We start from the raw sequence: 14,291 nt of genomic DNA on the forward strand, positions 1-14,291 counted from the left end.
CGAGGAACCGGGTCATGCGACGGGCCCGACGATTGCCGGCAATGATAGTGGCGGTTCTGGCGGTTGCCGTACCGGCTATGGCGGCCATGGCGGCTCTCGCCGCCGGCGGCGCCGTCGCCGATGAAAGCCTCTACCGGGCGCGTACGGTGGTGACGGGCAGCGGCGCCGACGCCCTGGCCGCGAGCCTGCCGCGCTGCCTCGCCGCCGTCCTCGTCAAGGTCTCCGGCGACCCGAGCCTCGATACGGACCCGGCGGTGGCGGCGCTCGCGGGTGCCGCGGACGGCCTCGTCGCGGCCGCGACCTTCCGCGACCGCATGGCCGGCATCCCGGTCCACGACGAACAGGGCTCGCGCGACCGGCCGCACGTGCTCACCGTCGATTTCGTTCCCGACCGCATCGACGCCGCCCTCGCCACGCTCGGCCGCAGGCCGTGGCCCGCGCCGCGGCCCGGCCTCTTCCTGCGCGTCGACGTGCGCAACGACGGCGGCGACTTCGCGCTCACCCGGGACGGCGCGCGGGGCCGGGACATGCGCGAGGCGCTGGCCGAGGCCGCCGACCGGTTCGGCCTGCGCGTCACCCTGCCGCGCGCGGACGGGAAGGCGGATGCGAGACAGGACGGGGCGGATCCGGAGGATTTCCTGCCGCTTTCCGGGCGGCTCGCCTGGGATCCCGGGACGCTCGGATGGACGGCGCACTGGCGCCTCGAAGCCCCGGACGGGCCCCGCGCGTGGTCGATCCGCGGCGTCAGCTTCGACGCGGCGTTCCGCGACGGGGTCGGCGGCGCGGCGCGGATTCTGTCGGGAAACGGCGACCCCGGCTGACGCCCCCGCGGAAACGGCTTCCCTCCCCGGTTTGGCGGTGGTATCAGCGCCGCCATGACGAAAACGGACCACATCCGCAACTTCGCGATCATCGCCCATATCGACCACGGCAAGTCGACCCTGGCCGACAGGCTGATCCAGCTCACCGGCGGCCTGACCGAGCGCGAGATGCGCGAGCAGGTGCTCGATTCCATGGATATCGAGCGCGAGCGCGGCATCACCATCAAGGCGCAGACGGTGCGCCTCAACTACAAGGCCGCGAACGGCGAGGATTACGTCCTCAACCTGATCGATACGCCCGGCCACGTCGACTTCACCTACGAGGTGAACCGCAGCCTGGCCGCCTGCGAGGGCTCGCTGCTGGTGGTCGATGCCTCGCAGGGCGTGGAGGCGCAGACGCTGGCCAACGTCTATCAGGCCATCGACGTCAACCACGAGATCGTGCCGGTGCTCAACAAGGTCGACCTGCCGGCCGCCGACGTGGAGCGCGTCAAGACGCAGATCGAGGACGTGATCGGGCTCGACGCCTCGGACGCGCTGGAGATCTCGGCCAAGACCGGCATCGGCGTCGCCGACGTGCTGGAGGCGATCATCACCCGCCTGCCCGCGCCCGCGGGCGACCGCGACGCGCCGCTGAAGGCCCTGCTGGTCGACAGCTGGTACGACCCCTATCTCGGCGTCGTCGTGCTGGTGCGCATCATCGACGGCGTGCTCAAGAAGGGCATGAAGATCCGGATGATGAAGGCCAAGGCGACCTACGACGTCGACAAGGTCGGCATCTTCACGCCGAAGCTGGTCGATTTCCCTGAACTCGGCCCCGGCGAGCTCGGCTTTCTCACCGCCTCGATCAAGGAGGTGGCCGACACCAATGTCGGCGATACCATCACCGAGGAGCGGCGCCAGTGCGCCGAGGCGCTGCCGGGCTTCCGGCCGTCTGTGCCGGTGGTCTTCTGCGGCATCTATCCGATCGACGCGGCCGATTTCGAGGATCTGCGCGCGGCGGTGGGCAAGCTGCGCCTCAACGACGCCAGCTTCTCCTTCGAGATGGAGACGTCGGCCGCGCTCGGCTTCGGCTTCCGCTGCGGCTTCCTGGGGCTGCTGCATCTGGAGATCATCCAGGAGCGGCTCGAGCGCGAGTTCGACCTCGACCTGATCGCGACGGCGCCGTCGGTCGTCTACAAGATGACGCTGACCAACGGCGAGGAGATCGAGCTGCACAACCCGGCCGACATGCCGGATGTCGTCAAGATCGATACCGTCGCCGAGCCGTGGATCCGGGCCACCATCCTCACCCCCGACGAGCATCTGGGCGCGATCCTGAAGCTGTGCGAGGACCGGCGCGGCGAGCAGGTCGACCTGTCCTATGTCGGCAACCGGGCGATGGTCGTCTACGACCTGCCGCTCAACGAGGTGGTGTTCGATTTCTACGACCGGCTGAAGTCGGTCTCCAAGGGCTACGCCTCTTTCGACTACCAGATCACCGGCTACCGCGAGGGCGACCTGGTCAAGATGTCGATCCTGGTCAACGGCGAGCCGGTCGACGCGCTGTCGATGCTGGTGCACCGCTCCAAGGCGGAGACGCGCGGCCGCCAGCTCTGCGAGAAGCTGAAGGACCTGATCCCCCGGCACCTGTTCAAGATCCCGATCCAGGCCGCCATCGGCGGCAAGGTGATCGCCCGCGAGACCATCGCGGCGCTCCGCAAGGACGTCACCGCCAAGTGCTACGGCGGCGACGTGAGCCGCAAGCGCAAGCTTCTGGAGAAGCAGAAGGAAGGCAAGAAGAAGATGCGCCAGTTCGGGAAGGTCGAGATCCCGCAGGAGGCGTTCATCGCTGCACTGAAGATGGGTGAGTGACGGTCGAGGTGCCTATGGCGCCTCGATGAGATGCGAAGGCATTCAAGTCACGAACGGGCGAGACCCGAAGTCGAGCGCCGGGAGAATAGCGGTTTTCATGGCCGCCAGGCGGTGACAACGAAACGCATCCCGTTTCGCGCTACGAAAGCCCGAGGCGACGCCGCCGAGGGCCGGGCGGGCTACCGCAATCCGCCTTCGCAGCCCCGATTGTCGTAATGGTCGCAGCACCGCATGGATAGGCTGCATGGGTCCCGGATCACGTCCGGGACACGCGTTTGTCCAGGTGGCACGGCCGTGCCCTAAACCAAGGCCGCGTGCTCCGGGCTTGACCCGGAGCCCAGGGGCGGAGCCCCGCGGCCCCAGTCTACATCGTCGTGACCGCACCACCCTTCGAGACGCAGCTTCGCCGCTCCTCCGGATGAGGCTTTAAGAGGGCGTATCATGGGCCTTTCCCCCTCCGCTCATTCCCGCGAAGGCGGGAATCCGGAAGCCGTGGTGTGAGGTCGTGCCCCGGTCAGGCCGATCCCCGCTTGCGCCGGGATGAGCGGCTGGGACGGGCGTATCCTAGCCCCCAGCCTCACGAACCGGATCGTCATATCCCCATTTTTCCCGCGTCATGTCCGGGCGCGACCCGGGCAACCCGTGCCGTTCGCCCTCCAATGCGCGCGGCGCCGCACCCTCCGGACGATGCCTCATCGCGCAATCGTCCGAAGCTCCCGTAGCGGGCGCTTGGTGATTACATTCACATATGACAATATTTCTATTGGAGCGCGGGACGCTCCACACAACAAAAACGTCTCAGGAGGAAATCCATGCGTGCTTTGATCGCCGCAATCGCCGCCATCTATGCGGCCATCGTCTTCGTCGGTCCGGCGAACGCAGACGAACGCTACGGCAAGCAGAAGGTTGTCTATCATATCAACTATCTCGGCGGAGAGGACGCCAAGGCCTACAAGGGCGCCATGCGCAACATCCAGAACCACATCAACGCCGTCGGCAAGGACAACATCGAGGTCAAGGTCGTGCTGCACGGCAACGGCGTCGAGTTGCTGCGCGAAGCCAAGACCAACGAGGCGGTGCAGGGCGCTGTGCTCGAGCTGAAGGGGCAGAACGTCGGCTTCAACGTCTGCAACAACACGCTGGTCGGCCGCGAGATCGACTACGAGAACGACCTGTTCGACGTCTGGGAAAGCGACATCGTTCCCTCCGGCGTCGCCGAACTGTCCTACCTGCAGCAGCAGGGCTACACCTACATCAAGCCCTGAGGATGCCGCGGCCGCCCGGGCGGGCGGCCGCGATCCGCCCTCCCCCCGCTCCGCCGCCGTTCCGCCGCCGGTTCGCCGCCGTCCCGGGCGCGCCCCGCGCGTTCCCCCTGCCAATGGCCGCCATGCCGGGCTATGAATGGGGAAACACCCACGGTCCAACGGAGCGCCAATGTCCCCCAGAGCCGATATCATCGTCACCAACGCCAGGGTCCTGACCGTCGATTCCGGCCAGCCGCGGGCCGAAGCGATCGCCATCGTCGACAACGAGATCATGGCGGTCGGCTCGGCCGGGGACATCGACGGGCTGAAGAGCCACACGACGCGGGTGATCGACGCGGGCGGGGCGAGCGTGCTGCCGGGCTTCAACGACGCGCACGTGCATCTGTTCTGCGGCGCGGCCGAGCTCGACAACCTGCAGCTCGGCACCGTGAACGGCCTCGACGAACTGACCGCGGCGGCGCGGGCCTACGCGGCCGAGCGGCCGGACGAGCCGCTGCTGGTGGCGCAGGGGGCGGGCTACGGGATCCTGCCGGACAACCAGCGCATCACCCGCCAACATCTCGACGCGATCCTGCCCGACCGGGCGTTCCTCATGTTCGCCGCCGACCACCACACCGCCTGGGCGAACACCAAGGCGCTGGCGGATGCCGGCATCCTGAACGGCAAGGCGGTCGGCGTCGGCAACGAGATCGTCATGGGCGCGGACGGCAAGGCGGCCGGCGAACTGCGCGAGGGCGAGGCCTACAATCCGGTGCTGGCGCTGGGGGCGGCGGGCATGCGCTTCCGGCTCGGGCTGGAGACCGGCGGCGAGCCGGACCCGGCGCCCACCGCCGCCGAGCGCGCCTTCGACCTCGACCTGATGCGCAAGGGGCTCGCCCATTGCGCCGCGCACGGGATCACCTCGGTGCAGAACATGGACGGCAATCTTTACCAGCTCGAGCTGCTCGACGCGATCGACCGGGAAGAGGGCCTATCCCTGCGGGTACGGGTGCCGTTCCACTTCAGGAATTTCATGGAGACGGACGTCCTCGACAAGGCCGAGGAGATGCACCGGCGCTTCCGGTCCGAACGGCTGCGGTCGGGCTTCGTAAAGATGTTCATGGACGGCGTCGTCGATTCCTGGACGGCGGTGATGCTCGACGACTATCCGGGCAAGCCCGGCTGGCGCGGCGATCCGCTGTTCGAGCCGGCGCGCTTCGCCGAGATCGCAACCGAGGCCGACCGGCGCGGGCTGCAGATCGCCGTCCACGCGATCGGCGACGGCGCCGTGCGCGGCGTCCTCGACGGCTACGAGGCGGCGCGCAAGGCGAACGGGCCGCGGGATTCGCGCCACCGGATCGAACATATCGAGGTGATCCATCCCGACGACCTCGGCCGCTTCCGGGACCTCGGCGTCGCCGCCTCGATGCAGCCGATCCACGCGCCCGGCACCGGCTTCTCGCTGCAGCCGACGGCCTCGATCATCGGCGAGGCGAAATGGCCCTATGCCTACGCCTGGCAGACGGTGCGCGAGGCCGGCGCGCCCATGATCTTCGCCACCGACTGGCCGGTCTCGCCGATCGACCCGATGTCGAACCTGAAGGCGGCGCTCACCCGCAAGCGCTGGGCCGAAAGCGATCCCGACCAGCGCCAGTCGCTGAGCGACGCGCTCGCCTCCTACACCCGCGACGGCGCCTGGATCGAATTCATGGAGAACCGCAAGGGCATGCTTCGGCCCGGCATGCTCGCCGACGTCGTGGTCCTGTCGGACGATATCGAGACCACCGATCCCGAGGCGATCGACCAGGTGCGCCCGGCCGTGACCATCGCCGACGGGCGGGTGGTCTACGAAGCCTAGCGGGCGGCCGGCATGGCGGGCGAGAGCAACCTGTATCTGACCACCAAGGAGCTGGCGGACCTGCTGCGCGTCAAGGAGCGCCGGGTCTACGAGCTCGCCGCGGCGAACGAGGTGCCGTTCACCCGGGTCACCGGCAAGCTGCTGTTCCCCCGCCATCTGATCGACGCCTGGCTCGCCCGCCACACCGAAGTCTCCGGCGACCTGACGGCGCTGCCCGATCCGCCGCCCGTCGCCGCCGGCAGCCACGATCCCCTGCTCGACTGGGCGATCCGGGAATCGCGCGCGGGCATCGCCACCGTGTTCGACGGATCGCTTGACGGGATCGAGCGGTTCGGCCGCCGCGAGGCGCTGTTCTGCGGCATGCACATCCCCGAGGACGGCGCGCGGGAATGGAACCGGGGCCGGGTCTCCGTGCGCTTCCCGGCGATGCCAGTCGTGCTCACCGAATGGGCCTGGCGCGACCGCGGGCTGATCGTCGCCAGCGACAATCCGCTCGGCATCGACGGGATCGCGGCGCTCAAGGGCCGGCGCTTCGTGCCGCGCCAGGCAGAAGCGGGCGCCCAGCATCTCTTCCTCGACCTGATCGCGGCCGCCGGCGTGTCGGAGAGCGACCTGACCATGGGTCCGGCGGCCCGCACCGAGCACGACGTGGCAATCTCGATCCTCAACGGCCGCGCCGACGCCGGCCTCGGCATCGCTTCGGTAGCCCGCGAATACCGGCTCGGCTTCGTGCCGCTCATGCGCGAACGCTTCGACATCCTGGTCTGGCGCCGGAGCTGGTTCGAGCAGCCGTTCCAGGCGCTGATTGGTGTCTGCCGGTCGCAGGCGTTCCGCGACAAGGCGGCGGAGCTGGGCGGCTACGATATTTCCGGCTTCGGCCGGGTGCACTACAACGGACCATGACCACGTCGAGGAGGATCCCATGAAGATCAGTGCCCGCAACCTGCTCAAGGGAAAGGTCACCGCCATCAAGCGCGGCGCCGTCGCGGCATCCGTGAAGGTCGATATCGGCGGCGGCAACGTCATCACCTCGACGGTCACGGTCGAGGCGGTCGACGACCTCGCGCTGAGCGAGGGCTCCGACGTGACCGTCGTGATCAAGGCGTCGGAAGTGCTGCTGGCGACCGGAGACTAGGCTCAGCCCAGCGTCGGCACGCAGACGGTTCGCCCGTCGTCCAGCCGGGTGACGGTCACCGCGACGCCGTAGACGGACGCAAGCCTCTCCGCGGTCAGCACCTCGGCCGGCGGCCCGACGGCGACCAGCCCGCCGTCAGACAACAGCGCGACGCGGTCGCCGATCGCCAGCGCGTGATCGGGATCGTGGGTCGACAGCACGACGCCCTTGCCCTGGTGCCGGCTGAGATCGCGGATCTGGGCGAGCACGAGGGCCTGGTTGCCGAAATCGAGGCTCGCGGTCGGCTCGTCCATGACGACGAAGGCGGTATCCTGGGCGAGCGCGCGGGCGATCAAGGCAAGCTGGCGCTGGCCGCCACTCACCGCCGTGTAGTCGGCACCGGCCAGGTCATCGATGCCCAGGGCGGCAAGCGCCCGCAGCGCGGTCTCGCGGTCGCCCGCCGTGGGTTGCGCGAACAGGCCGAGATGGGCGGTCCGCCCCATCGTCACCATGTCGAGGATCGAGTAGGGGAACATCGCGTTGTGCGCCTGCGGCACGAAGGCGACGCGACGGGCGATGTCGGCGCGCGACAGCGCGCGGATATCGCTGCCGTCGATCCGCGCGGTGCCGCCATTCGCCGGGAGCAGCCCCAGGAGCGTCCGGAACAGCGTCGTCTTGCCCGAGCCGTTCGGCCCCAGAAGGCAGACGATCTCGCCCGCCGAAACCGCCAGCGACATGTCGCGGCCGACGACATGGCCGGGATAGCCGATGGTGAGATGGTCGGCCGCGAGGCTCATGCCCAGCCCTTCCGGCCGCGCGCCAGCAACCAGAGGAAGAACGGCGCGCCGACGAAGGCGGTGAGGATGCCGATGGGGACCTCGGTCGCGGCAAGCGTGCGCGCCAGCGTATCGACGGCAAGCAGATAGCCGCCACCGAGCAGGATCGCCACCGGCAGCATGCGGTCGTAGTTCGGCCCGACCAGCATGCGGGCGACATGCGGCATGACGAGCCCGACCCATCCCACGACGCCTGAGATCGCGACGACGGCCGCCGTCATCAGCGTGGCGGCGGCGACGAAGACGAGGCGAAGGCGGGCGGCGTCGACGCCGAGACTCCTGGCCTCGTCGTCGCCGAGCGACAGGACGTTCATGCGCCAGCGCAGGAGGACGAGCGGAACGAGGCCGATCACCACTGCGGGAAGGCTCGAGACGACGTCCACGGTCTTGATGCCGGAGAGGCTGCCGAGCAGCCAGAAGGTGATGGCGGGAAGCTGGTCGTAAGGATCCGCCAGGATCTTCAGGAGCGAGACGACCGCGCCTGCGAGCGCGCCCATGACGACGCCAGCGAGCACGAGCACCAGCACCGGCTCGCGGCCACGCACGCCGGAGGCGACGAGATAGACGAGCGCCACGGTGAGGATGCCGCCGGCGAAGGCCAGGCCCTGGATCGCCACCACGGACAGGGACAGGAAAATCCCCAGCACCGCGCCGCAGCTCGCCCCGGCCGAGACGCCGAGGATATCGGGCGAGACCAGCGGATTGCGGAACAGGCCCTGATAGGTCGCGCCGGCGGCGGCCAGCGCGCCGCCGGCCATGAGGGCGGCGCCGATGCGCGGCAGGCGCACGTTGAACAGCACGGTCGCGGCGGGATCGTCGGCGGGAAGGGTGCCGGCGACGCGCTCGAACACGAGGCGGAGGGCCTCGCCGGGGCCAAGCGGATAGGGGCCGATGCAGGCGGCGGCAAGCGCCATCGCCAGAACCGCCACGACGGCCCCGGCCGTGGCGGCCCTGTACGAGCGCGACGCCGTCAGGGTTTGCGTCCCCGTGACCACGCGAGCAGCCGGTTCAGCGCGTCTTCGTCGAGATCGACATGGTAGACGCGTTTATAGAACGCCCGGGTCTGATCGGCGAGATCGTCGGGGAAGCGATCGGGGAAGAAGACGCGGCTCAGCCATTTCAATCCCATCACGCGGTTCAGCGACGGTGGACGGTCGATCCAGCCGAACGGCGCGGTCGGCGACAGATAGACCCGGCCCCGCCGCACCGCCTCGACGGAGGCCCAGGACGGGTCGGACCAGACGGCTTCGTAGAAGATCGGGTCCCAGGTCACGATCGTATCCGGGTTCCAGGCCAGCACCTGTTCGAGCGACACCCGCGTGATTCCCTGGCGGGCAGGATCGACGGCGACGTTGATGCCGCCGGCCCGCTCGATGATCTCGGTGTTGATCGAGCCTTTCAGCCCGGTCTCCAGACCGTCGGGGCCGCGGGCAAGGTAGACACGCGGGCGCTCGCTCTCCGGAACGGCGGCAAGCGTCGTGTCGAGCTCCCGGAACGTGTCCTCGACATAGGCGGCAAGCGCCTCGGCGCGGTCGCCGACGCCGAGCGCGCCTCCGACGAGGCGCAGCGCTTGCGGCGTCGCATCGAAGCGGCCGTCGACGAGCAGATAGGGAATGTTGGTCTGCGCCTGGACCCGGTCGGCCAGCGAGACATAGGTATCCCTGACGGAACCGAAGTCGACGATCAGATCCGGCTTCGCCGACAGCATGACCTCGAGGTTGACCGTGTCGCCGCGGCCGGTGAGCCGGCCGAGCTCGGGCAGGTCGCGATAGGGCGCGGCGACATAGTCGCGCTCCTCCGGCCGCAGCGCGCGCGGCCAGCCGGTCAACCGGTCTGGGGCGAGGACATAGATCAGCACCGAGGCAGGCGGCCCGGCGGCGAAGACCCGTTCCACATGCGATGGAACCGTGACAACGCGGCCGGCGGAGTCCACAATCTCATCGGCGGTCGCCGGAGAAGAAAAGAAGGCCGATGCGGCAAGAGCCGCACCGGCCAGTTGGAACGCTTGCGCGCTCAGGAAGCTCTTCACCGACGACCGTCGCATCCCCCGGCATCCGCCGCGCGTGCCATCGGCAACCCGTCCCGCGGGCCGAAAGCGCCAAGTGGTCCGTCTATGCATGTCGTCGGTGGCATGTCGGTGCCATGTGATCGTCCGGCCCGCCGCTACTGGGCCGCCGGCGCAAATCCGTACCCCTCCAGAACCGCCTGCCCCTTCGGCGAGAGGATATAGCCGGCAAGCGCCTCGGCCGGCGCGGGCGCGCCGCTCAGGACCGTCAGGCCGTAGTCCGCTCCGACCGCGAGCGGTTCGGGAATCTGGACGATGCGCAGGCCGGGCGTGTCCTTCTGCGCCAGCAGGGCGTTGGTGCAATAGGTCAGGAACAGGTCGGCCCTGTTCTCACTCATCACCCAGCCGTACTGATTGCGGCCCTCCGGGGCAGGCGCCGAGTCCGGACCACCGGTGAGCTGCAGGGCCTTGGCCTTCAGCGTCTCGCCCGCGCCGGGCTTCAGCCCCTCGGCCTTGTCGAACAGGGCGAAGGCGTAGTCGCCGGACGGATCCGCCTTGGGCGTCGATGTGCCGACCCGCACCGCGTCGTCGAGCATGACGTCGAGCAGGGTATCGGTACTGGCCTTAAGGCCGGGCTGGACGATCGCACAGAGCCGGTTGCGGGCGAACAGCACGACCTCGCCCGCCTTGCCGGCATCGGCGAGTTTCTTCGGATGGGCCATGTTGGCCGAAGCGAAGACCTGCGCCGGCTCGCCCGCCTCGATGCGCTGGCGCAGCAGCCCGGAGGGGGCGAACTCTGTGGAGACCGGGTTGCCGGTCTCCTTCGTGAAGCCCGCGGCGACCTCGCCGAGCGCCGCCTTGAGGCTGCCGGCGGCGAACAGGATCACCGTGTCGGACGCGCGTGCGGGAGCCAGCGTCATGGCAAGCACGGCCGCCGCCGCAAGGACTGTCCGCATCCCGCGTCCTCCATCGAGGCCGTCCGCTCTTTCCCGCACGCCCATTTTCAGCTCGCGCTCTTGTCGGCGTTCGGGAAGAACAGCTGCTGGCCGTCGAGCTTGAAGTCGGCGATCGCGGCCTGGCCCTCGGAACTCAGCACCCAGTCGACGAAGGTCTGGCCCAGGTCGGCCTTCACGTTCGCGCATTTGTCGGAGCTGACCAGAATGATTCCGTACTGGTTGAACAGACGATCGTCGCCTTCGACGGCGATCTCCAGGTCACCCTTGTTCTGGAACGCGATCCAGGTGGCGCGGTCGGTCAGCGCATAGGCGTTCATGCCCGCGGCGCTGTTGAGGGTCGGCCCCATGCCGGAGCCCGTCTCGCGATACCAGGAGCCGCTCGCCGCCGTCGGATCGACGCCGGCGGCCTGCCACAGGCGCAGCTCGGCCTTGTGCGTGCCGGAATCATCGCCGCGGGAGGCGAATGGCGCCGCCTTGTCGGAAATCGTCTTCAGCGCGGCCGACACATCCTTCGTGCCCTTGACGCCGGCGGGATCGGATTTCGGGCCGACGATGACGAAGTCGTTGTACATCACGTCGGTGCGCTTCACGCCGTATCCGTCGGCGACGAATTTCTCCTCGGCCGACTTCGCGTGCACGAACAGGACGTCGCCGTCGCAGTTCTGCGCGTTCTTGATCGCCTGGCCGGTGCCGACGGCAACGACGCGGACCTCGATGCCGGTTTCGTCGCTGAAGAGCGGCAGCAGGTGCTTGAACAGGCCCGAGTTCTCCGTCGACGTCGTCGACTGGACGATGATGAACTTTTCCTCGGCACTGGCCGTCGTCGTCAGCGGGGCGAGCGTCGCGACCGCCAGTCCGGCAGCGGCGAGCCCCCCGAGCGCGAAGCGTCTGGTCGTCGGATGGAACATCGGCATTACTCCCTCAGCCCTGTTTTCAGATGACGAGATGACCCGCCAGGAAATCCGTTGCCGGCGCGGACACCGGCGACTGGAAAAAGCGGAACGCAGCCGTCCGCTCGGCGATGCGGCCGCGATGAAGGAACACGACCTCGTCGGCGAGGCGGCGGGCCTGGCCAAGATCGTGGGTGACCATGACGATCCGCGTTCCGGCGGCCGCAGCGTCGTCGATGAGCTGCTCGATCGCCTGCGTCGACGTCGGATCGAGGCTCGACGTGGGCTCGTCGAGAAACAGGATCTCCGGCTGCGTGGCCAGGGCGCGGGTGAGCGCCAGCCGCTGCTGCTCGCCACCGGAAAGGACGCGCGCCGGCGCGTCGGCAAGGGACTGCAGATCGGCGATCGCCAGCATCTCGGCGACCCGGGGGCCGCGCTCGGCGCGGGAAACGCCGCGGACCTTGAGGGCATAATCGATATTCGCCGATACGGTCCGGCGTAGCAGAACCGGCTTCTGGAAGACCATCGCCTGGCGGCGCAGGATGGCGGCATCCGCCGGACGGCCCTTCCACACGACGCGCCCGGCGGTCGGCCGGATCAGACCGTGCAGGAGGCGCAGGAGCAGGCTCTTGCCGGCGCCGTTGGGGCCGAGGACGATCGTGCGCGCGCCCGGCTGCAGCTCCAGATCGATCCCGTCGATGAGCCGGCGGCCTCCCGCCTCGAAGACGAGCCCCTCGGCGACGAGCGGCAGGATGTCGCTGTGCCGCGCCGGCGCGGTCTCCGGCTGCGTGTTCAGGGGCTGGAGGCTATGCACGGGCAGCCTCCATCCGCGCGGAGCGAAGCGAGAGCACGAGCGCGTTCACGCCGAGGGCGATCAGCATGAGGATGACGCCGAGCGCCAGGGCCAGCGCCAGGTTGCCCTTCGAGGTCTCCAGCGCGATGGCCGTCGTCATGACACGGGTGACGTGATTGATGTTGCCGCCGACGATGATCACGGCGCCGACCTCGGCGATCGCGCGGCCGAAGCCCGCGAGCAGCGCCGTCGCAAGGCTGCCGCGCGCGTCCCACAGCAGCGTGCCAACCGCGTCGTACCATCCCACCCCGAGCGAGCGCAGCTGCTCGTCGTATTCGCGGTTCAGGTCGTCGATCACCTGGCGCGTCAGCGCGGCGACGATCGGCGTGACCAGGATCGCCTGGGCGATGATCATGGCTGTCGGCGTGTAGAGAAGCTGCAGGACGCCGAGCGGTCCGGCGTTGGACAGCATCAGGTAGACGAGCAGCCCGACAACCACCGGCGGCAGGCCCATCAGCGCGTTGACGACGACGATCAGGCCGCCGCGGCCGGGAAAGCGCGCCACCGCCAGCAGCGCTCCGAGCGGCAGGCCGATCAGGCCGGCGATCAGCACGGCGGTCACGCTGACGCGCAGCGACAACAGCACGATCTCGACGAGATCGGCATTGCCCGAGGCGATCAGCTGAAAGGCCAGCGTGAAAGCTTCCGCGAAATCCTGCATGCAGCGGTTCTGCCGAACGATCCGTATCCGTACCGCTGATCGTATTCGTTGATATGTGTTTCGTCTAGAAATTCGGCATGAAACGAAAAATTCGCTGCATTTCGCATTATTTCGGATACGAAAAAGCCGCGTCGATGACGCGGCGCCCGGGATTTGTGGCGGGATTTGCGGCTAGAACCGGCGACGGTACGGGCCGCGCGTGGCCCGTACCGGTTGCGAAGGCTACAGCTTCATCAGCTTGATCGCCGCCGGTCCCAGGATGACGACGAACAGGACCGGCAGGAAGAACACGATCATCGGAACCGTCAGTTTCGGCGGCAGCGCGGCGGCCATCTTTTCTGCCGCGGCCATGCGCAGGTCGCGGTTTTCCTGCGCCATCACGCGCATGGCATGGCCGAGCGGCGTGCCGTAGCGCTCGGCCTGGATCAGCGCGGTGACGACCGCCTTGACGCCGGGCAGGCCGGTCCGCTTGCCGAGATTGTCGTAGGCGACGCGGCGATCCTGCAGGTAGGACAGCTCTGCCGTCGTCAGGCTCAGTTCCTCGGCCAGCGCGATCGACTGGCTGCCGATCTCCTGGCTGACCTTGCGAAACGACTGTTCGATCGACATGCCCGATTCCACGCAGATCAGCATCAGGTCGAGGGCATCGGGGAAGGCCTGCTGGATCTCCTGCTGGCGGCGCTTGACCTGATTGGTGACGTAGAGATTGGGCGCGAAGAACCCCACATAAGCGGCCGCGACCGCGATCAGGACTTTGATCACGGCCGGCTGGGAATCGTAGTTTCCGACAAAAAAGAGATAGAGGAGCGTGAGCACGAACAGGACCAGGGGCAGCGCGACACGGAAGAACAGGAAGGTGATCAGCGCCGCCTGGCCCCGATACCCGGCCATCTTGAGCTTGTCCCGGGTGTCCGACGATTCGAGGTACTTACGCAGATTCAGCCGGTCCACGACCTGCTGCATGTAGGCCTTGGGCGACTTGCGCAGCGAAACCCGGTTCTTTTCGGCGGCGAGCCTGGCCCGCTCGCGCTCGCGCATCTGCGCGCGCTCCTTGGCGACATATTTCATACGGTCGCCGAGGCGATCGCCCGACAGGAGCGGCATGCCCACGGACAGGATCGCGGCCGCGGCCGCGATCGCCGAGAAGATCCCGACGAGCAACGAGGGATTGTAGATCGTGTCGATAAGTCCCTGCATCG

General features: G+C 68.4%; 14 protein-coding genes. 6 read left to right on the forward strand and 8 right to left on the reverse strand.

From position 1 onward, the window contains the following. Positions 1-41 precede the first annotated feature (41 nt). The 6 genes from MUB46_RS09050 to MUB46_RS09075 all read left to right on the forward strand — a co-directional run bounded on the left by MUB46_RS09050 (position 42) and on the right by MUB46_RS09075 (position 6,912). Positions 42-821, forward strand: a complete 780-nt coding sequence (locus MUB46_RS09050; protein WP_261615576.1) for a DUF2066 domain-containing protein — start codon at positions 42-44, stop codon at positions 819-821. 54 nt (positions 822-875) lie between these two features. Continuing rightward, on the forward strand, positions 876-2,675 hold the full coding sequence (gene lepA, locus MUB46_RS09055; RefSeq protein ID WP_261615577.1) for a translation elongation factor 4: 1,800 nt from the start codon (positions 876-878) through the stop codon (positions 2,673-2,675). Between the two features lie 812 nt (positions 2,676-3,487). Next, positions 3,488-3,940 (forward strand): DsrE family protein, encoded by a 453-nt coding sequence (locus MUB46_RS09060; RefSeq protein ID WP_261615578.1) that lies wholly within the window; start codon positions 3,488-3,490, stop codon positions 3,938-3,940. A gap of 169 nt (positions 3,941-4,109) precedes the next feature. Continuing rightward, complete coding sequence (locus tag MUB46_RS09065; RefSeq protein WP_261615579.1) at positions 4,110-5,777, forward strand: amidohydrolase; 1,668 nt, start codon at positions 4,110-4,112, stop codon at positions 5,775-5,777. A gap of 12 nt (positions 5,778-5,789) precedes the next feature. Beyond that, the gene (locus tag MUB46_RS09070; RefSeq protein ID WP_261615580.1) at positions 5,790-6,680 is read left to right on the forward strand and encodes a helix-turn-helix transcriptional regulator; all 891 of its coding nucleotides are present in this window, start codon (positions 5,790-5,792) and stop codon (positions 6,678-6,680) included. 19 nt (positions 6,681-6,699) lie between these two features. Beyond that, positions 6,700-6,912 (forward strand): TOBE domain-containing protein, encoded by a 213-nt coding sequence (locus MUB46_RS09075; RefSeq protein WP_261615581.1) that lies wholly within the window; start codon positions 6,700-6,702, stop codon positions 6,910-6,912. A gap of 2 nt (positions 6,913-6,914) precedes the next feature. Here the strand turns inward: MUB46_RS09075 and MUB46_RS09080 are convergent, their stop codons facing one another. The 8 genes from MUB46_RS09080 to MUB46_RS09115 form a co-directional block, all read right to left on the reverse strand. Next, a complete protein-coding gene (locus MUB46_RS09080; protein ID WP_261615582.1) occupies positions 6,915-7,688 on the reverse strand; it encodes an ABC transporter ATP-binding protein in 774 nt (257 codons plus the stop codon). Then, positions 7,685-8,641 carry a FecCD family ABC transporter permease gene (locus tag MUB46_RS09085; RefSeq protein ID WP_261616043.1) on the reverse strand — a complete coding sequence of 319 codons (957 nt, stop codon included), beginning with the start codon at positions 8,639-8,641 and terminating at the stop codon, positions 7,685-7,687. Before MUB46_RS09085 ends, MUB46_RS09080 begins: the two co-directional genes overlap by 4 nt. A gap of 56 nt (positions 8,642-8,697) precedes the next feature. Then, the gene (locus MUB46_RS09090; protein ID WP_261615583.1) at positions 8,698-9,771 is read right to left on the reverse strand and encodes an iron ABC transporter substrate-binding protein; all 1,074 of its coding nucleotides are present in this window, start codon (positions 9,769-9,771) and stop codon (positions 8,698-8,700) included. A 119-nt stretch (positions 9,772-9,890) separates the two neighbouring features. Continuing rightward, a complete protein-coding gene (locus MUB46_RS09095; RefSeq protein WP_261615584.1) occupies positions 9,891-10,688 on the reverse strand; it encodes a molybdate ABC transporter substrate-binding protein in 798 nt (265 codons plus the stop codon). 47 nt (positions 10,689-10,735) lie between these two features. Further along, positions 10,736-11,596 (reverse strand): ABC transporter substrate-binding protein, encoded by an 861-nt coding sequence (locus MUB46_RS09100; protein ID WP_261615585.1) that lies wholly within the window; start codon positions 11,594-11,596, stop codon positions 10,736-10,738. Between the two features lie 25 nt (positions 11,597-11,621). After that, positions 11,622-12,392 carry an ATP-binding cassette domain-containing protein gene (locus MUB46_RS09105; protein WP_261615586.1) on the reverse strand — a complete coding sequence of 257 codons (771 nt, stop codon included), beginning with the start codon at positions 12,390-12,392 and terminating at the stop codon, positions 11,622-11,624. Next, positions 12,385-13,092, reverse strand: a complete 708-nt coding sequence (locus MUB46_RS09110) for an ABC transporter permease (protein ID WP_261615587.1) — start codon at positions 13,090-13,092, stop codon at positions 12,385-12,387. The genes MUB46_RS09105 and MUB46_RS09110 overlap by 8 nt, the downstream gene beginning before the upstream one ends. 222 nt (positions 13,093-13,314) lie before the next feature. Continuing rightward, the gene (locus MUB46_RS09115) at positions 13,315-14,289 is read right to left on the reverse strand and encodes a type II secretion system F family protein (RefSeq protein ID WP_261615588.1); all 975 of its coding nucleotides are present in this window, start codon (positions 14,287-14,289) and stop codon (positions 13,315-13,317) included. Between the last annotated feature and the right edge of the window lie 2 nt (positions 14,290-14,291).

This window comes from Microbaculum marinisediminis (assembly GCF_025397915.1).
In the GTDB taxonomy this organism is placed as follows: domain Bacteria; phylum Pseudomonadota; class Alphaproteobacteria; order Rhizobiales; family Tepidamorphaceae; genus Microbaculum; species Microbaculum marinisediminis.